Annotated in this window: 18 protein-coding genes; 15 read left to right on the top strand and 3 right to left on the bottom strand. The window is 42.2% G+C overall.

Going from position 1 to position 19,370, the window contains the following annotated elements; all coding sequences use genetic code 11:
* The 9 genes from HA044_RS10050 to HA044_RS08955 form a co-directional block, all read left to right on the top strand.
* On the top strand, positions 1 to 369 hold a 369-nt coding region (locus HA044_RS10050; RefSeq protein ID WP_262407561.1), incomplete at its 5' end, for a DegV family protein.
* A gap of 111 nt (positions 370 to 480) precedes the next feature.
* Entirely contained in the window at positions 481 to 756 is a 276-nt protein-coding gene (locus HA044_RS08920; protein ID WP_187540846.1) for an HU family DNA-binding protein, read from the top strand.
* Between the two features lie 429 nt (positions 757 to 1,185).
* Positions 1,186 to 1,632 (top strand): Fur family transcriptional regulator, encoded by a 447-nt coding sequence (locus tag HA044_RS08925; RefSeq protein WP_187540847.1) that lies wholly within the window; start codon positions 1,186 to 1,188, stop codon positions 1,630 to 1,632.
* Complete coding sequence (locus HA044_RS08930; protein ID WP_187540848.1) at positions 1,601 to 2,647, top strand: hypothetical protein; 1,047 nt, start codon at positions 1,601 to 1,603, stop codon at positions 2,645 to 2,647. The genes HA044_RS08925 and HA044_RS08930 overlap by 32 nt, the downstream gene beginning before the upstream one ends.
* Before the next feature lie 25 nt (positions 2,648 to 2,672).
* A complete protein-coding gene (locus HA044_RS08935) occupies positions 2,673 to 3,500 on the top strand; it encodes a hypothetical protein (RefSeq protein WP_187540849.1) in 828 nt (275 codons plus the stop codon).
* Positions 3,501 to 3,502: 2 nt separating this feature from the next.
* The gene (locus HA044_RS08940) at positions 3,503 to 4,027 is read left to right on the top strand and encodes a hypothetical protein (RefSeq protein ID WP_187540850.1); all 525 of its coding nucleotides are present in this window, start codon (positions 3,503 to 3,505) and stop codon (positions 4,025 to 4,027) included.
* A gap of 170 nt (positions 4,028 to 4,197) precedes the next feature.
* A complete protein-coding gene (locus HA044_RS08945) occupies positions 4,198 to 4,890 on the top strand; it encodes a phosphoglycerate mutase (protein ID WP_187540851.1) in 693 nt (230 codons plus the stop codon).
* Positions 4,891 to 5,052: 162 nt separating this feature from the next.
* Positions 5,053 to 7,044 carry a methionine--tRNA ligase gene (gene metG / locus HA044_RS08950; RefSeq protein ID WP_187540852.1) on the top strand — a complete coding sequence of 664 codons (1,992 nt, stop codon included), beginning with the start codon at positions 5,053 to 5,055 and terminating at the stop codon, positions 7,042 to 7,044.
* 87 nt (positions 7,045 to 7,131) lie between these two features.
* Complete coding sequence (locus HA044_RS08955; RefSeq protein WP_187540853.1) at positions 7,132 to 9,003, top strand: acyltransferase family protein; 1,872 nt, start codon at positions 7,132 to 7,134, stop codon at positions 9,001 to 9,003.
* A gap of 203 nt (positions 9,004 to 9,206) precedes the next feature.
* On the opposite strand, the gene HA044_RS08960 is transcribed toward HA044_RS08955, so the two are convergent.
* Positions 9,207 to 9,413 (bottom strand): helix-turn-helix transcriptional regulator, encoded by a 207-nt coding sequence (locus tag HA044_RS08960; protein WP_003006064.1) that lies wholly within the window; start codon positions 9,411 to 9,413, stop codon positions 9,207 to 9,209.
* 10 nt (positions 9,414 to 9,423) lie between these two features.
* Complete coding sequence (locus tag HA044_RS08965; RefSeq protein WP_187540854.1) at positions 9,424 to 9,945, bottom strand: DUF2975 domain-containing protein; 522 nt, start codon at positions 9,943 to 9,945, stop codon at positions 9,424 to 9,426.
* A gap of 251 nt (positions 9,946 to 10,196) precedes the next feature.
* On the opposite strand from HA044_RS08965, the gene HA044_RS08970 reads away from it, so the two are divergent.
* From HA044_RS08970 to HA044_RS08980, 3 genes are all read left to right on the top strand, one after another.
* Positions 10,197 to 11,459, top strand: a complete 1,263-nt coding sequence (locus HA044_RS08970; RefSeq protein WP_187540855.1) for a DUF6287 domain-containing protein — start codon at positions 10,197 to 10,199, stop codon at positions 11,457 to 11,459.
* Between the two features lie 392 nt (positions 11,460 to 11,851).
* Complete coding sequence (locus tag HA044_RS08975; RefSeq protein WP_187540913.1) at positions 11,852 to 12,784, top strand: metal ABC transporter solute-binding protein, Zn/Mn family; 933 nt, start codon at positions 11,852 to 11,854, stop codon at positions 12,782 to 12,784.
* 7 nt (positions 12,785 to 12,791) lie between these two features.
* Complete coding sequence (locus tag HA044_RS08980) at positions 12,792 to 16,058, top strand: pneumococcal-type histidine triad protein (protein WP_187540856.1); 3,267 nt, start codon at positions 12,792 to 12,794, stop codon at positions 16,056 to 16,058.
* An 86-nt stretch (positions 16,059 to 16,144) separates the two neighbouring features.
* On the opposite strand, the gene HA044_RS08985 is transcribed toward HA044_RS08980, so the two are convergent.
* Positions 16,145 to 17,329 (bottom strand): DUF2974 domain-containing protein, encoded by a 1,185-nt coding sequence (locus tag HA044_RS08985; protein WP_187540857.1) that lies wholly within the window; start codon positions 17,327 to 17,329, stop codon positions 16,145 to 16,147.
* A 146-nt stretch (positions 17,330 to 17,475) separates the two neighbouring features.
* On the opposite strand from HA044_RS08985, the gene HA044_RS08990 reads away from it, so the two are divergent.
* The 3 genes from HA044_RS08990 (at position 17,476) to HA044_RS10055 (ending at position 19,364) form a co-directional block, all read left to right on the top strand.
* Positions 17,476 to 18,153 (top strand): response regulator transcription factor, encoded by a 678-nt coding sequence (locus tag HA044_RS08990; RefSeq protein ID WP_187540858.1) that lies wholly within the window; start codon positions 17,476 to 17,478, stop codon positions 18,151 to 18,153.
* Positions 18,146 to 19,120, top strand: coding sequence for a sensor histidine kinase (locus HA044_RS08995; RefSeq protein WP_187540859.1), 975 nt, complete (start codon positions 18,146 to 18,148; stop codon positions 19,118 to 19,120). The genes HA044_RS08990 and HA044_RS08995 overlap by 8 nt, the downstream gene beginning before the upstream one ends.
* Positions 19,121 to 19,235: 115 nt before the next feature.
* Positions 19,236 to 19,364 carry a hypothetical protein gene (locus tag HA044_RS10055; protein WP_262407562.1) on the top strand — a complete coding sequence of 43 codons (129 nt, stop codon included), beginning with the start codon at positions 19,236 to 19,238 and terminating at the stop codon, positions 19,362 to 19,364.
* Positions 19,365 to 19,370: the final 6 nt, after the last annotated feature.

Genomic DNA, 19,370 nt, shown 5'->3' on the forward strand with positions numbered 1-19,370 from the left:
TTCATCGGGGTTTCCACTCTGGAAAATCTGGTCAAAGGTGGCCGGATTGGCCGTGTTTCAGGACTCCTGAGCTCTCTTCTCAATATCCGTGTGGTGATGGAGATGAAGGATGACAAGCTTGAGCCAATTGTTAAAGGACGTGGCAATAAAACCTTTAAAAAATGGTTGGATGAGTTGACAGAAAAACTGTCCCACAAGAAGGTAGCAGAAATTGGGATCTCGTATGCAGGGACACCAGATTGGGCCAATGAAATGAAGGCTCAGCTCCAATCTTTAGTGGAAAAATCCATTTCCGTACTAGAAACTGGATCCATTATTCAAACCCATACAGGTGAAAATGCCTTTGCCGTTTTGGTCCGATATGAATAAGGTCTAATAAAAGTTTGAAAAAATGGGTTTTGTACTTGACCTAAAGGTATTTTTTAGATATTATAGTACTGTTAAGGCGTAAAGCCTAAAAAAAATTGGAGGATTTGTTAAATGGCTAACAAACAAGATTTGATCGCAAAAGTGGCAGAAGCTACAGAATTGACTAAGAAAGACTCAGCAGCAGCAGTTGACGCTGTATTTGCAGCAGTTTCATCTTACCTTGCAAAAGGTGAAAAAGTTCAATTGATCGGTTTTGGTAACTTTGAAGTTCGTGAACGTGCAGCTCGTAAAGGTCGCAACCCACAAACTGGTAAAGAAATCAAAATCGCAGCTTCTAAAGTTCCAGCATTCAAAGCTGGTAAAGCTCTTAAAGAAGCAGTTAAATAATTGCAATTTTGAAAAGTCATCCTAGTTTTCTAGGATGCTTTTTTGTTGGACAGACTTTGGTTCTCAGCGTATAATAAGAAATACGAAAGAGAGGATCCGCTATGCGCTTGATTGTAGGATTAGTAGCCATCTTATTTCTTCGCCCTATTTTGTATCTCCTAAAAGGCCTGTGGTGGGTGCTGGAGTTTTGTTTTATGATCCTTGTGGTCAAGATCATTCTCGGTAGCGTGCGTTGGATGACCAGCTGGATTGGCTGAGAGTGAGATGGAATTGATATGTTTAGCTATTTGCTCACTGCCAACAATTTCGAACCACGAAGATTTAGAGATAGACCTTAAAAAAATCATTCTAATTAGAGAATTTAGCTTGAAACATGTTATAATAAGGTGATCGGTTGATCCAAATAAACTTTGGGAAGGGGGAAACATAGTGAACGCATTGCATCGTAAGGAAGAAGAATGTGTAGAAGAAGTCTTGCAGAGTCTGCGTACCAAGGGTATTCGGATAACGGATACACGTAGAGCCGTTCTAGCCTATCTAGTGGCGAGTCATGAACATCCAAGTGCTGAGAAGATTTATCGCGATTTGTTGCCTCAATTTCCGGGTATGAGTTTGGCTACCGTATATAACAACATCAAAGTTTTGATAGACGAGGGGGTTGTTTCTGAGATCAAGGTTCGCAACGATACCACGACCTATTTCGATTTCATGGGCCATGAACATTTGAATGTTGTCTGTGAAAAATGTGGCCGCATTGCCGATGTTGAAATCGATGTGCCTGATCTTCGTGAAGAAGCCGCTAGTCAGAGTGGCTATCGGATCACCAAGACCCAGATGACGGTCTATGGTATTTGCCCCGACTGTCAGAAAAATTAAAGTAAGAGAAACCAGAGCCGTTAGGCTCTTTTTTGCGCAACGGAAAACCACCTATATTTTATACCATGAGAAAAATAGTTTCAATCATGATATAATAATTAGAATAACCAATGAGAGGAAGAAAAAGATGAAAAAGCTGGAAAACTTTTCTTGGGAAATGTGGCATATTCTTTCCCTAGTTGTCGTGACTGTTATGCTGGTTGGTGGTGCCTGGTCCTTCTTTTACTCAAAAGAAGTAGCCTATCTTGTCCATGAGAGAAACTATAAGTATGTTGGAAGAGGTCAAAGACTGACGGATTACGCTACAATTGAAGGGGAGGATGATGAACTCCCAATTGTGGCACTCTCGTTTAAGAAAAAGGAAGATTGGAATAGTTCTGACTATGCGGTAGGGCATCGGTATCTCGCTTTCCAAGATTCTAAACTAAGGAAGATTAGTCAAAATAGGAAAGATTCAGAAGAATACTTTAAGATCCGTTATTATCAACTTGGAAAAGAGGATGGAGAGGGACATCTGATTGATGTCTTAAAAATTGCCCAAGAGAAGGGCTACAAAACCATTAACGGGTCGATGAACTCTATTATGTACTCTGATGGAAAAGACGACTATGTTGGTGTTCGTGTAACAGATGATGATGTCCTGTTCATCAACCTTCGAACACAAAAGGTAAGTCAAAAGCGTCCAAAAGAAGCAATCAAATTTAGTTTTAGTGGAAATCGTCAAGTGGACTCTTCGTTGGATTATAAAACGTCCACTTACTATGAAGAAATAGAAAAAATGGATATTGACTTGCCATGGATCCGTTATAAAAAAGAGGAAGAGAATAATGATGAAACTAGTGATAGTAGTACAAGCCCTACTTCTAGAGAAAAAAAGGTAAAAGATAGCCAACTACTTTCAATGTTAAAGAAATATGGCTTTCTAATTATTTTGAAAAAAAATATAACATTTTCTGATGGTGAATCAATCATGAAAAATTTATTTACTGATGCATCTAATTATTCTGATCAATAAAGCAAGTAGAGACAAAAAGTTGTAGATGAGAAAAAGGTTAAAAAAGATGAAGATAAATAGTAATAAGGTTAAATTTTGCCTAGTGTTTCTAGTTTTTACAGTCATCGTAGGGATTTACTTTTATAGAAATTTAGAATCTAGTCTTAAAGGATATTACAGTAGTCGAAATTACCATGGGAATATACAGATTACAGGTTTTTCATGGACTCGGTCCGATGCTTTACCGGATGTGAATTATTTGTATACTGAAAAAATAAACGGTGAAAAAATTTCAATTCCTTTGAAAAAAGAAGTTCGATTTAAAAAAATGGTTATGCCTTATTTTGATCAACTAGATAATCCAAATAATAAAGGGATCATCAGTGGTTTAACATCCTTTTACGACGAGGATTCTAGACCATATTTGCCAATTATTGAAAAGGCTTTAGAAGTAAACCCTGAGAGAAAACCATTAGAAAAAGAACTGCAGGATAAAATACATCAAGCAAGTGAGTTAAAGGAGACAACGATCCAACTGAAAGAATCCCTTTCGGATGGTTATTTATCTGCTAAATCTATTTTTTGGTATACTGATTACGAAAAACAATCAATAGAAGAAAAGCGGACTAAATTGGCTGGCTGGTATGGTTTTCCTTTAAAGGATGCATTAAAAAATGGAGCTATCTATATACAAATTGAACTTCCTAAACAGATCGATCGATTAGATCGCTTAGATATTAAGTTACCAGAACAATTGAAACAACTTTTGCAAAAAACAGAATTACCAGATGGTTATTATTCTATAGCAATCAAAGGTAAACAGGTTGGCGAGATTGTTCAAATTAGAAATGGTCAGGTAGAAAATTGGATATAAGAATGTTAAAAGATAAAATAAAATTTAATCATCATTTAATGAGTCAGCTTGGCTTATTTACGGCCTATGTTTTGATCCTATTGATGTCACCGTTTTATATACATCCAAAAATAGGGGAAAATGATTCGTCTCAGTTTACGATCTTCCTAGGTGAACATTCTCTCTACAATGCCAAAGAGTTCGAAGGTCTTCTTAATTCTTATTTTACCATTTCACTAGTGATTCTTTTGGTACTTCCGGCCGTCGCAATTGTACTTCGATCTATTCTCACTAAAATAGGACTTCCGCTACTAGCGCACCTTCAATCACTGTTAATATTTGTAGCCTGTAGCATCATTCTGATCTACACCCTATTTTCTTTAACGGTTCAAATAGACATTCTTCAGTTGTATTGGGGATTTTACTTGTGTCAGGCTTTCTATTGGATTTTTATCCTCAGAGAGTGGTGGAATGTCAGTGGGATCGTTTATAGACGCTATCATCCTTCAGGAGAAGAAAGTGCGAAAGAACATCAAGCAACAGAATAGCCAGTCTCAAAAGAATAAAAACGTACCTTGTTTTTAAACCAGAGCCGTCAGGCTCTTTTTTGTGAGAAATTGCACTTTTCCAACGTCGGGACTAGCTTTTTCATGTGAAATCTAGTAAAATAGAATAGAAAAACGGGGACAACCTCGAAGAATAAAAGGAGATCCATCAAATGGTAAAATTGGTTTTTGCTCGCCACGGTGAGTCTGAATGGAACAAAGCTAACCTTTTCACTGGTTGGGCTGATGTTGATTTGTCTGAAAAAGGTACACAACAAGCGATCGACGCTGGTAAATTGATCAAAGAAGCTGGTATCGAATTTGACCAAGCATACACTTCAGTATTGAAACGTGCGATCAAAACAACAAACCTTGCGCTTGAAGCATCTGACCAACTTTGGGTTCCAGTTGAAAAATCATGGCGCTTGAACGAACGTCACTACGGTGGTTTGACTGGTAAAAACAAAGCAGAAGCTGCTGAACAATTTGGTGATGAACAAGTTCACATCTGGCGTCGTTCATACGATGTATTGCCTCCTGCTATGGCACATGATGACGAACATTCAGCACACACAGACCGTCGTTACGCTTCACTTGATGACTCAGTCATTCCAGATGCTGAAAACTTGAAAGTTACCTTGGAACGTGCCCTTCCATTCTGGGAAGATAAAATCGCTCCAGCTCTTAAAGACGGTAAAAATGTATTCGTAGGAGCACATGGTAACTCAATCCGTGCCCTTGTAAAACATATCAAAGGCTTGTCAGACGATGAAATCATGGGTGTAGAAATCCCTAACTTCCCACCATTGGTATTCGAATTTGACGAAAAATTGAACGTTGTGAAAGAATACTATCTTGGTAAGTAAGATAGCAGGATTTGTTATCATTAGTAAAAAAGCTGACTTCGGTCAGCTTTTTTGCTTGTCTTTCCATGCTCCTAGCTGGTTTTGGGTTTTCAGGGCCTTCTAAAAATGTTATAATAGAGTGTTACTAAATTGGGTTCCATTAGCCCTGAAAGGAAAAGAAACATGACAAAATCATTCTACATCACAACCCCTATCTATTACCCATCTGGTAAATTGCACATTGGTTCAGCATACACAACGATCGCCTGTGACGTCTTGGCGCGTTACAAACGTATGATGAACTACGATGTGTTCTACCTGACTGGTCTTGATGAGCACGGGCAAAAGATCCAGCAAAAAGCAGAAGAAGCTGGGATCACGCCGCAAGCTTATGTAGATGGGATGGCAGTTGGAGTAAAAGAACTCTGGCAATTACTCGATATCTCATACGATAAATTCATCCGTACGACAGACGATTACCATGAAAAAGTGGTGGCCCAAGTCTTTGAACGCCTACTGGCGCAAGATGACATCTACCTTGGTGAATACTCTGGTTGGTATTCAGTCTCTGATGAAGAGTTCTTTACGGAAAGCCAATTGGCTGAGGTCTACCGTGATGAGAATGGTAAGGTCGTCGGTGGGGTAGCCCCATCAGGCCACGAAGTAGAATGGGTTTCTGAAGAATCTTATTTCCTTCGCCTCAGCAAATACCAAGACCGTTTGGTTGAATTTTTCAAATCCCAACCTGATTTCATCACGCCAGATGGCCGTCTTAATGAAATGTTGAAAAACTTCATCGAGCCCGGTTTGGAAGACTTGGCGGTATCTCGGACTACCTTTACCTGGGGAGTCCCAGTTCCATCTAATCCTAGACACGTTGTCTACGTTTGGTTTGATGCCCTTCTTAACTATGTGACAGCTCTTGGTTATGGCCAAGAAGATCATGAAAACTTTGACAAATTCTGGAACGGAACCGTCTTCCACATGGTCGGAAAAGACATCCTTCGTTTCCACTCCATCTACTGGCCAATCCTTCTCATGATGCTCGATATCAAATTGCCAGAACGTTTGATTGGTCATGGTTGGTTTGTCATGAAAGACGGTAAGATGTCTAAGTCTAAAGGAAATGTCATCTACCCAGAAATGTTGGTGGAACGCTTCGGCTTGGATCCACTTCGTTACTACCTCATGCGCAGCTTGCCGGTTGGTTCAGATGGTACCTTTACACCAGAAGACTACGTGGCCCGCATCAACTATGAATTGGCCAATGACCTTGGAAACCTCCTCAACCGGACGGTAGCCATGATTAACAAATACTTTGGTGGTCAAGTCCCAGCTTATGTCGAAAATGTCACAGCATTTGATGCAGATTTGGCCAAGGTAGTCGAAGAAAACATCGCTGAATACCACAAGCAAATGAACGCGGTTGATTACCCACGCGCTTTAGAAGCAGTATGGAATATCATCTCTCGTACCAATAAATATATCGACGAGACAGCTCCTTGGGTCCTTGCCAAAGAAGATGGTGATAAGAAACAATTGGCAGCGGTCATGGCTCACTTGGCAGCAAGCCTTCGTGTCGTAGCTCACCTCATCCAACCATTCATGATGAATACCTCAAACGCCATCATGGAACAACTTGGCTTGGGCTTGAACTTCGATCTTGAAAACTTGACCTTAGCTGGCTTCCCTGAAAATGTCACAGTAGTTGCCAAAGGAACTCCAATTTTCCCACGTCTGGACATGGATGAAGAAATTGCCTACATCCAATCTCAAATGACTGCTGGTAAACCACAAGAAAAAGAATGGATTCCAGAAGAAGTGGAACTCAAGTCTGAAAAAGACGAGATCAAGTTTGAAGACTTTGACAAGGTTGAAATCCGTGTAGCAGAAGTCAAAGAAGTGGAACGCGTCGAAGGCTCAGACAAATTGCTTCGCTTCCGCCTAGATGCAGGAGATGGTGAAGATCGTCAAATCCTCTCTGGTATCGCGAAATTCTATCCAAATGAACAAGAATTGGTCGGCAAGAAACTCCAAATCGTGGCTAACCTCAAACCACGCAAGATGATGAAGAAATATGTCAGTCAAGGCATGATTCTTTCCGCTGAACACGGGGATCAATTAACAGTCTTAACGGTTGATCCATCTGTACCAAATGGAAGCATCATTGGGTAAAAAAATCTTCATCCTATATGTAGGTATATTATTTGAATTTTATCAATTTTTAATGAAAAATAATATATTTTTGAAAGGAAATTATTTTTGAAAAGACGATATATTCGTGGATTTGATGGCCTCAGATCTTTAGGAGTCATATTTGTTATTCTTTACCACATGTTTCCTCAACAGGTAAAAGGTGGCTATCTAGGAGTTGTTCTATTTTTTGTAGTTTCAGGTTATTTAATAACAGATTTATTGTTACAAGAGTATCAGGATAATAAACAGATTGATGTAATTGGTTTTTATAGGAGACGTATAAAAAGGCTATATCCGGCTATGATATTCGTTATACTTGTCACGGGGTTTTATACTTTCTTGTTTCAGCCCAATTTTTTAAACCACTTACGAATGGTATTTGTTTCAAGTCTTTTAATGTTTAATAACTGGTGGCAGATTGATAAGGGAGCATCTTATTTTACAAGATTAATGGCAGAAGCTCCATTTAGCCATTTTTATAGCTTGGCAATTGAAGCTCAGTTCTATCTAGTTTGGCCTGCTGTCTGTCTGTTTTTAATTCGCAAAGTAAAAGATAGATGGAAAATATTTAGAGCTCTAGCCATATTTGCAATTATTTCAGCCTTAGAGATGGCAGTTTTGTACCATTCCAATCAGGATCCGTCAAGAATTTATTATGGAACAGATACACGCTTATTTAGTATTTTACTGGGTGCAGCTCTTGCATTTATTTGGCCGAGTGATAAAATTATAAAACTACGGCCCAATGAAAAAGGAAGACGCTTTATATCTAAATTCTTTATTGGACTCTTTTCAATTATTTTAGTATTTCTGTTTTTGTTACCCGATCGTTCATGGATTACCTATCGAGGAGGTATGTTCTTCTTTAGTTTCTGTTCGATATTACTTGTCGCCTTAGTAGTTTCTCCAAATTTCGGTGTTGAAAAATTATTTTCTAATAGATTATTTGATTATCTTGGAAAACGTTCATATGGTATTTATTTGTGGCAAATGCCAGTGTTAGTTTTAATGGAAGCTCGATTAGGACATGGGTTATTTTACTATTTCTTTTCATTAGTACTGATCATTGGATTATCTGAACTTTCTTTTAGATTTGTTGAAGTACCTTTACGTCGTGTAAATTATCGTCAGCTATTTCGTAAAATAAAAAATGTCATCTCAAAAAATGGCTTTTCAAAAGATAAAGTTCGAGTCTATGCTATGGCTTCATTAGTAGCTATTTCAATGACTATCGTATTCCTTTCACCGAATACAGATAAGGCTCAAGACAAGATCGTGCAAGATATTAAGTCAAATCAGAAAGTGATTGAAGCTGCAAAAAACAAGAAAATTAAAATTACGAAGCCAATAAAAAATAAAGTTAGTAAGGAAGATCTTGCTCCATATGAAGAATTAGCTAAAAAGTATGATGTGACAACTTATCAACTCTACCAAGCTAGTCAAACCCCTATCCTAGCTATTGGAGACTCAATTTTTACTAAGACTTATAATAATCTTTCAGAAGTATTTCCGAATATGGTTATGGATGCTACATTTGGGATTGCACCTGAAGATACTATCTCTCATATTCAGACTCTTGTTGAACAACATCCAGATGTTAAAACTGTCATTCTATCGATTGGAACAAATCAAGGAGGACAAGGTGTTCTAAACGAGTCCCAAGTATCGCAAATAATGAAAATTCTTGATGGGAAGAAAGTTTATTGGACAACGATCAATCTTCCAAGTTCGACTTACTGGTGGACGAATCAAGTGAATAAATTACTTGAAGACTCAGCAAAAAAATATAAAAACCTGACAATAGTACCATGGTATCAGCTATCAGCTCCCCACGATACAGAATGGTTTGAAGCAGATGGTTTCCATCCAAATGAAGTAGGTGCTATTCAGTATGGTAAGTTGTGGATTGATAATTTATTTAAGAACAAGACTCAGTAAAACTGAGAAAAGCTCATTCAAGCATATTTAATAGCTTGCTTGGTTTTGTGAGTATCTTTTTGATACTGGAAACCCTTTCTTTAACATCATAAAAACGCATAGTGGTAGATCTTTAAAGACCTTATTACTATGCGTTTTTCATAGAAAGAATTAGTTAGTTTTACTTAAAATAATATTTTATTTATATTTTCTTAATCCAGTTTCTATTCATCTGGCCGGTATTCCAGGATATCTCCTGGCTGGCAGTCGAGTTCTTTGCAGATGGCTTCAAGGGTGGTGAAGCGGATGGCTTTGGCCTTGCCGGTCTTGAGGATGGAAAGGTTGGCTGTGGTGATGCCGATTTTGTCAGCTAGCTCATTGGATTTCATCTTTCGCTTGGCCAGCATGACATCTAGATTGACGATAATCATAGCCCCCTCCTTAAATAGTTAGCTCATTTTCTTCTGCGATCGCTATCCCTCTCTCTAAAATCTTGCCAAGCGCCCAGACAATAGGGACAGAGAGGAGAAGTCCCGTGTTAAAGGTCAATTGGAAGGTGAAGGGAAGAAGATGAGCATTGCCACTAGTTTCGATTGAGCCAGACAGAAAGGACAAGACCAAGAGGATCTTCCAAGCTCGGTTACAAAGATCAATGTTGGAGTGAGAAAAGATCTTTTCTTGGTAGAGATTTTGGAGGAAGCTACGAATGGTGAGGAGAAGATAAATGTAAATAGCACTTGAGACTAGTGGGAAGAGCAGCTGCCAGAGAGGCTGCGGAGTTTTTGGGAAGAGCTGAATGCCATTGACATCAAAGGACAAGCGACCTGATTGAATGAGATCTTTGAAAAGGCCCATGCGGGAAAGCAGGTGGACAAGCAGTGCAAGGACTGTTGTAATCCCGCAGAAGTAAATGAAGGCAGTAAGAACGTCGATAACGTTCTTTAAGGTTTTAGAGTTTTTCATGGCAAACCTCCTTGGGTAATTTATTGTTCACTTATAGTATACCTGTTTTTTTAAAATAGTCAAGAAAAAATATCGAAAAACAATAAAAAAATAACGTAAAACAAAATATATTGTTTGAAAAACAATGAATTCTCCAAACATAAGAGAAAGATAGCTTACCAGCTAAAAAAACACTACATGGAGGGGAATTTTACTATACTTTGGATTTAGGGTATACTAGTGTATAGATCGAATTCCATGGAGGTAGAAAAATGAATCTTAAATGGAAGAAAAAATACTTGATACCGATTCTGGGGCTTGCCGGAGCAGCTGTTCTGATTGGAGGAGTTTATCTCTACTCTAGCTCCAACATCCAACCAGATCATCAAAAGGAGTTTAATCAAACCACTAAAAAACCGACCAAGCAAAAAGAAAAAGCGATCGATTTGAGTGGTGACTATGTTTCCAATGAGCGGGATACGGCTAAAATCGAAAAGAAGGACAAGTCTTGGAAGATTGACTACCAGACGGATGATGGGAAAGTCTCTGCGACCTTTAGCACGGATTGGAAGGTTGAAGGGGCCAATAAAATCTCGACAGGTAAGATGAAGAAATCAGATGGCAACACTGATTTCACAGTCACGGTTCGTGTCTTCAAATACAAGACGGACAAGAAACCCTTGATCACGGTGACCATGTCTGACAAAAATCCTGACCACGAGATGGTCTTTGCCAATCGGGAGGATTTTTTCAAATCGACGGATCCCAATGATGTTGTCCTTGATGGCAATCTCACGCCGTTTGAAGGGAGCTATTCCAATGACTCCTATGAAAAAGAAATCGCGGCTTCAGGCTTTAAGCTCTATGGTTTTACGCCAGATGAATATTACCAAAACAAGACCAGTGCCTTCCCGAGTATTGTAAATGGCGAGACAGGCTGGACTTTCTGGAGTGGGGGAACTCGGGCTAATTATCTTCTCAACAAAGACAAGGAACCGAAGAAGCGAAAGGGCTATTATGAAGTTTATTTCGTAGGGGCCAATGCGACGGCTATCCAAGGGCAAGAACAAACCTTGTACTTGATCCCTGCGGGTGTAACAGGCCCCGATGGAGTAGCGTCACAAGAACGTCGGATCTTCTTTGGTCAGGCGGCTTTCCGTGATTACCATCAAGAGTGGTGGAAAGCTTACCCACAACCGAAAAAAGAGAAAGACTTGGACATTGGAGCCATTAACGGTGGTGACTTCTCAAGCTTGGCCGGAACTTGGCGCAATGGCAAGGGAGCTGAGATCGTCATCCAAGCAGATGGAAAAGTCAAGGGTCAAGGAAGCCTTAAGGCTGTAGCAGACTCAGATAAGAAGAGCAAGATCCCTTATGTTGAGATGAAGATGGGTGAGACCGGTACAGCGATCGGACTCTTGAAAATTGGTTTCCAAAATCCAGATGGAGATCAGTCTGATACCAGCAAGGCACGTCTTGTCGTCACCCAATCAGCAGGCAACTATCCAGCCGATCAATATTTCTACCGTCAATAATAGACGATTGATAGTGAGTGGCAGGTCTGGAACATGGTACAAAAAAGAGAGTGGGACAGAAATCGGGCATTCGTTAGAATTCGATTTCGTCGTCCCACCTCTGCACAGTTGAGTAGGGCTGTAAAAGCTGATGAAATCAGCGTAGTAGAGCCCATTCTACCACTGCGTCTTGCTCGACAATCCAAAGACAATTGAGAGGCTAGGACTTTTGTCCCAGCCTCTTTTTTTCTGCAAGGAAAGGTCGTGGAGGCTAGTAAAAGGTTAGTCCCTAGCATTAAAAGGAAAAAAATGTGAAAAAAAAACTTGACAAAGCAAATGATTAGGAGTATTATTAACTAGTTAATTAACCGATTAATAAACTGGTTAACGAAATAATATAGAGGTGAAGAATGATGAGGAGAAAAATGAAGGTTTTGGGACTCTTGTTCCTCGGTTTCTTTCTGCTTACGGCTTGTGCTAGCCAAGGAAATGCAAGAAAGCCCCCTTCTAGAAAAGGCCTTAAAATTGTCACGAGTTTTTATCCCATCTATGCCCTGGTCAAAGAAATTTCTGGTGATCAAAATGACATCTGGATGGTTCAGTCAGGTGCAGGGATTCATGATTACGAGCCCTCAACCAAGGAAGTGGCTCAGATCTATGATGCGGATGTATTTGTCTATCATTCTCAGACCCTGGAATCATGGGCTGGTCGTTTAGATCCTAATCTACAAGGTTCCAAGTTACAGGTGATCGAAGGGAGTCAAGGAATGAACCTTGATAAGGTGGCTGGCTTAGAGGATGTCGAGGCTGGGCAAGGAAAAGAAGCCAAGCACCTGTATGACCCGCATACCTGGTTGGACCCTGCGAAAATTGCAGAAGAAGGAAAGATCATCGCTCAGCGCTTGGGAGAGATCGATCCAAAGAATAGGAAGCTTTATCAGGCCAATGCCCAAAAGCTTGAAAAGCGCTGTGAGGAACTAGTAGCCCGCTACCAGCCTGTCTTTGACAAGGCCAAGCAAAAGACTTTTGTGACCCAGCATACGGCCTTTTCTTATCTGGCCAAACGCTTTGGTCTCAAGCAATTAGGGATTGCAGGGATTTCTCCAGAGCAAGAACCAACCGCCCGGCAATTGGCAGAGATCCAGCAGTTTGTTAAAGATTATCAGGTGAAAACGATCTTCGTAGAGAAGCACACGTCGTCAAAGGTGGCAGATAGTATCGCCAAGGCAACAGGGGCGCGTGTCAAGGTCTTGGATCCACTGGAAGCTGATCCGCAAAACGATAAGGATCTATTAGCAAATTTGGAAGAAAATATGGCGAGTTTAGCCAAGGAATTAGAGGAGTAAATCAAGGATGAAGAAAAAGGGAACGATTGGAATTGTAGCAACTTTGGGAATAGGGCTATGTGCCTATGTACTCAGTCAGCAACCACAAGCTAAGGAAGAGAAAAAGAATCAGATTCAGTATCTACAGGCAGAAAAGAAAGCGTCATCGACTGCCTCTAGCAAAAAGGAAGACAGCATCGAAGCGGTCAATGCCAAGGAAAAGACTCAGGCGGAGCAGATTGTCATAAAAATTACGGATGACGGCTTTGTCACTTCTCATGGGGATCATTTTCATTACTATAGTGGTAAGGTCCCATTTGATGCCATCTTTAGTGAGGAGTTGATTTTGCGAGATCCAACCTATCAGCTCCAAGAAGCTGATATTGTCAGCAAGGTCAAGGATGGCTATATCATTAAACGCGCTGGGAAATACTATCTCTACTTAAAGGATGCTCAGCATACGGTCAATGTGCGCTCGATCGAAGAGATCGCTCAACAGCAAAAAGGAGGCGCTAAAGAAGAAGGGGAAACGGGATCGGTACAGGCTAGCTCCTCGCATAAAGGGGTTAAAACTCGAGATTTTCGTCAGCCAAGTCAAGCGATAAAAGAGGGGAAGACCCTTGAAACGCTGACTGCTAAAAAGCATTCAGGAGGAGGCTATCGTACGGACGATGGTTATGTTTTTAGCCCTGGAGATGTTATTTCAGATACAGGGGATGGCTTCATTGTGCCCCATGGCGGACATTACCATTATATTCCAAAGAGTGCCTTATCTGCTGGCGAGTTAGCAGCAGCCCTCTCTGTCCTAAGCGGTCAAAGTGGCCACCAGGCTGGAATCTCACGCCTAGCTGGAGCAAGCACAGAACAAGGGCAAGGAACTCCAGATCAAGCCTCTCCAAGCCTTGGGAAGCAAGCGAGCAACCAGCCGTCACCAAGTCCAACCAATTCCCATGTGACACCAACGACTTCTACACCGTCCACATCCAAACCGAGTCCAACTCTCAGCAATCTGATGGAAGAATTGCAGAAAACCCCTCTGTCTTCTCGGCATGTGGAATCTGATGGTTCTGTCTTTGATCCAAGTAAGATTACCAAGTGGACTGATCAAGGAATTGTCTACCCTCACGGGGATCATTTCCACTTTATCCCTTACAGCTCCCTATCTCCTTTAGAACGTGAGCTGGCGCGGCAATTCCAACTGCTTCGGGCCCAAGGTGCTACCACACCTGCTGAAATAAGTCCAAGCCGGCCTTCAAGTCCAAGTACAAAACCGATTGACCATGAGCACGAGCATGAACATGGAGATAGTCACGAGCATGAACATGGGGACAGTCATGATCACGAGCACGAAGAGGAGCACGATCATGGTTTCCATGCAGATATGGTCATCAGTAAGGACGAGGACGGTTACATGGTCGCTCATGGCAACCACGCTCATTATTTCTATAAAAAGGACCTTTCTCCTCAAGAGATTGCAGCAGCAGAGGCAACTCTGGCAGGTAAGAAAGAAGAGGATAAGGGGCAGCCACTGACAGATGATGTCGCCAGCTATTCTCGTGATGCCTCAGATGAGGAAAAGATCCAGTACATCAGCAAGACCTACGGCGTCCCTCGTGAGGCCATTAAGATTTCCAATGGTTTCTTTGTCTTTAACAATCCAGACCAAGAATACGATCCGACCCACATCCACCCTTATGCCGTTCGGAAGGAACATGTTCGGATTCCGCTTGAAACTGGCAATCCTGAACTAGACTTTATCAATGAACTCTATGCAACAGCGCTTCGCTCGGGGATTTCTCCTTATAGCCTCCAGATTGAAAATGGCCAGTTTGTCATCCCACATGGCGATCACAACCACTACATCAAGGTGCGATCAGCGGGACTAACAGACTACTTAGCCCACCGTCTTCCAACCATCCAATCTCCTTACAAAAAAGGAGACTTGGACAAGAAAGTCGTAGAAGATAGGGTCAACCAACTTTTAGCAGAAAGCCGGACTCTTTACGCTTCTGATCCATTGCAACAACGACGGATTGAGCTCATCTTGGGCCACTTCTTGGAAAATGTCAAGAGCTTCCCAAGTAACTCAACAGAAGGCTACCTAGCCAGTCTTAAGCAGGTTGACCAGCAATACATCCATGCGACTCAAGCGATCAAGCCAAAAGAAGAGACAGCCCTCGATCATCGATACCAGGAATTGCTGGAACAAGTGCGCTTGCTAGACACAGAAGCCTTCCAACTGAAGAAGGAAGGATTGGTCTCACAACTGCAAGAAGCCTATGCTGCCAAGGACAGCAAGCGTTTAGAGCAGGAAGGGAAGCTATTAGAAGCTGTTCAGGAGATGCAAGATCGGACGGGTGTGACCTCGGTCGACTATCTCAAGTACTTCTACCAAAGCTTGAGCGACGAGCGCTTGACACCAGAACTGCGCACCAAGGCGGCAGATCTAGCTTTGAAACTCTATCGAGCCCAAGCCTTTGAAGAAGCCTGGGATGCTAAGGCTCACTTTATGGAACTCTACCAAACCAAGCAGGCAATTGACCAGCTCTTCTCTCAAGAAAAAGGCCAAACCTATCCTATTGAAAAAACAGTTTTGGATCAAAAAGGAAGTCAAGCCCCATCTTATAACTTAGCGGTTTACGATTTCCTCAAGGGCTTGTATGGAGAGTTGGACAAGGCGACAGAAGCCCGTCAACGAACCAGCATCCTGACAGCCCTCTCGGAGCAAATCCAGTCGCTCTTGCCACAAGTCGAAGACCAGGCCAAACGAACTGCCTTTGAAGCAAGTTTGGCTCAGCTGGGAAATGAGACGGATCCAGACAAGGCGATTGCAAGTGGACAAGCTCTGTTACGCGAAATTAGTGACACCATTGAAAAGCAAAAACAAAAGCAAACGGAAGAGCCTCAAATTGGGGATGTCGCCCTTTATCAACAGCTCTATAACCAATTGATGGCGCTTCACCAACAATTGCAGGACAAGGGGGCTAGTGATGCTGTATTTGATCGCTTAGAAGCTCTCTTTGACCAATTGGCTAATCCAAAGAGTGACAAGGCAGCATTACTACATGCTATCCAAGCCTTTCAGGCAGAGTTAGCAGCAATGCCATCTGCAACCGAAGTGACCAAACCAGCTACCACAACTGAAACGCCTGTCACTGCAGAGACTCCAGTGGAAACAAAAGCAGCCGCTTCAGAAGGAAACAAGCCTGCCACAACTGAGACAGAAACAGAGCCTGCAAGACCAACTTCCATAGAAGAAGGCACGCCAGATGCTCCATCTTCTCAGGACCAATAGAAAATAGAAAAGCATCTGAAAACTTTCAGATGCTTTTTGAGTTCTAGTGAATAGAAGAGGAGGTCCCTTTTTTCAGTTGTTGAGTTTCATTCCTTGTGCTCTAGGAGCAGTGGTGAGGCGGTCTCGACTGCTTTTTTTCGCTTGAAAAATGCAGTCATTTGAACCAGGATGCGAGGCACCGTCTGCCATTTTTTCCAGGCTTTGACACGGGTATCGAGGAGTTGCTTGGCTAGACGTTCTAGCATTTCCCTTTCTGTAGGATCTAGGTCTTGAGCATTTTGAAAGATCTCTTTGATCTTGGAGAAATTTTTCAAGTTCCTCAAATCATTAATCGAAGTGATACCTGCGTCCAGAAAAATGCCAAAAAAGGTATTAAAGAACTTCTTGCGCTCATCCGCAGATGTTTCGCGAACCCACTGCTTCAGGGTCTCGTCGGTTTGCTGGCTATCGGGACTGGTTTGATCCAGGGTCACAAATGTATCCTTCTCAATCATCCAAGTAAAAGCATCGTGCTGGGCAAAGCCACCAAAGGCGCGACTTTTGACAATAATCGTTGGTTCTGGAACCTCCAACATCATCCCAACGATGGATCCTTGAGGGACAAAGCGACGAATGTTTGGGGACGTGCGCTGGTAGCCTTCGGTCTCGATAATGGCCTGGTTGAGGCCAGGAGCATCGAAGCTGTAGATAGTGTCGACCCGCTCAAACAAAGAATCCGGCAGGTAAGTGCAGGCATAGGTTGCGAGATTACCTCCTTTGGAGTGGCCGGCTACTAAGAAGCGCCCTTTCGGAAATTCCTTCATGACGTTTTGCAGGTAGCTGGCTGCGCGTCTCTGGGCTGGGATATGGTCCATATAGGTCATGTGGAAGTCTTCCTTCCAGCCGATCAAGGTGTCATCCGTCCCTCGAAACACGACTAAATAGACATCCATGGTAAGACGATAGGTCATGGCCGCAAACTGTTTTTGCACATCAGGATCGTACTCGTCGACATAGTTGAGGAGTTTGATGTTCTTAAAGCGCATAGAAGTAGCGAGCTCATCAACTAATTGCAGGTGCTGGTTGCTTACGATGAAATTGGTGGTCCGATCGATAAGTTCCATCGCATCAGACAGACGCATTTGGATCCCTGTTGTATCTCCTTGAGGCACAATATGTCCAAAAGGCAGATAGGTCAGCTCTGTCAATGCGAGGACATCCAGTTCCTTGAAGGGACGGTCATAGATGGAATCGTGGGTCACTTCTTTTAGGTAATCAAAAATCGTCGACATCGGTGCCTCCTGTGTGGTATTTCTATCAGTATAGCACAAAAATGGGGGTAGAAAAAGGGCCCCCTGATAAGAAGTCTGCGCTTGATCTTTTTCTCCGCTGCTTAATCTGTTATAATAGGAAGGAGAAAAAAGAAGGAAAGAAAGCCATGCATAAAATTCTTTTAGTGGAAGATGATGAAATTATTCGTCAACAGGTCAAACAATTATTGGAACAATGGGGCTATGAAGTGGTCGCAGTAGAGGATTTTATGGATGTCCTCGGGATCTTTGTCGAAACCGACCCCCACTTGATTCTCATGGATATTGGCTTGCCTCTCTACAATGGGTACCACTGGTGCCAGGAGATTCGCAAGGTTTCAAAGGTTCCGATCATGTTTCTTTCTTCCCGGGATCAAGCCATGGATATTGTCATGGCCATCAATATGGGGGGGGACGACTTTGTCACCAAGCCTTTTGACCAAAATGTGCTCCTTGCCAAGGTCCAAGGACTCTTGCGCCGCTCTTACGAATTTGGGACCGATCAAAATCTGCTGGAGCACCGTGGTGCCATCCTCAATCTCAAGTCTACGGACTTGGTCTATGAAGGGGAAGTCATCAAGTTGACCAAGAATGAATTTCAGATCCTGCGCGTCCTCTTTGAGCATGCGGGCAGTATCGTGGCGCGGGATGATATGATGAAAGAGCTCTGGAATAGCGACTTCTTTATTGATGACAATACCTTGTCTGTCAATGTGGCCCGCCTTCGCAAGAAATTAGAAGAGGCTGGCTTGTCAAATTTCATCGAAACCAAGAAAGGCATCGGTTATGGGTTGGCCCATGAATAAATATGGAAAGATCTTCTGGCAGTATGTGGTATCCCGCAGGCGCCTGCTCTATCTATTGCTCATCTTTTTGATCGTTGATTTGGTCTTTGCCTATCTTTTTCCAGAAACGGGGACGGTTTTCCTCTATGCGACCCTGGTGCTAGGATTTTTTACCCTCTGTATCTTGATCTGGGATTTCGCTATGACTTTTCAGGAGTACCGCAAAGCCTTGCTGTATGAGGAAATAGATGTTGCCTCACCACTGGAACACCTCCTTTATGAAAAATACACGGAAGAACAGCAGTCGCGCCTGGAGCAAGGCAAAGTAGCCCAGGCCAAGTTCAATGACCTGATGGATTACTACACCCTCTGGGTTCACCAGATTAAGACGCCCATTGCAGCTAGCCAGCTCTTGGTCCAAGATGTCGAGACACCTATTATCAAGCAGCAGATGGAGCAGGAACTTTTCAAAATTGATTCTTATGCCAATCTGGTTCTGCAGTACCTGCGATTGGAGAGTTTTCATGACGATCTGGTCTTAAAGCGCGTGTCGGTAGAAGACTTGGTCAAAGAAGTGGTCCGCAAATATGCCCTCTTTTTTATCCAAAAGAACTTGACAGTGAACCTGCATGATTTGGATGTCGCCGTCATTACCGATCGCAAGTGGCTCTTGGTCATCATCGAGCAGCTCTTGTCCAATAGCCTCAAATACACCAGCACAGGTGGCATTGAGATCTATTTCAAGGACCAGACCCTCTATATAAAAGACAGCGGGATTGGGATCAAAAATAGCGATGTCCTCCGTGTCTTTGAGCGGGGCTTCTCCGGCTACAATGGCCACATGACCCAGCAATCGTCAGGTCTGGGCCTCTATCTGTCTAAGAAAATAGCAGAGCAATTGGGCCACAAGATTAGCCTCCACTCAGAGGTTGGCAAAGGCACAACCGTCGCCATTCGCTTTGAAGAGAAGAAGTTGGTTATGGATTAGTTTTTTTCCATCTTACAAAAATGTAAGAAATAAACGGCAAAATGAAAGGTTAGGTTATGGTAGCCGCCTTTTATTTTTTGTACAATAGTCTCATCAAATGAAGGAGGTCAAGAAAATGAAACTCTTGAAATGGATGAAAGAACTCAAAAAGACTGAGAAACCCTGTAACCAAGCCGATTTGGAAAAGGTGGAATTTGGTCGCCAAGTCCTACACCAAACCCAGGAATTTTTCTTGATCTACTAGTAAAAG

Origin of the sequence: Streptococcus sp. IMAU 99161 (assembly GCF_014435245.1) — a bacterium.
Classification (GTDB): Bacteria; Bacillota; Bacilli; order Lactobacillales; family Streptococcaceae; genus Streptococcus; species Streptococcus lactarius.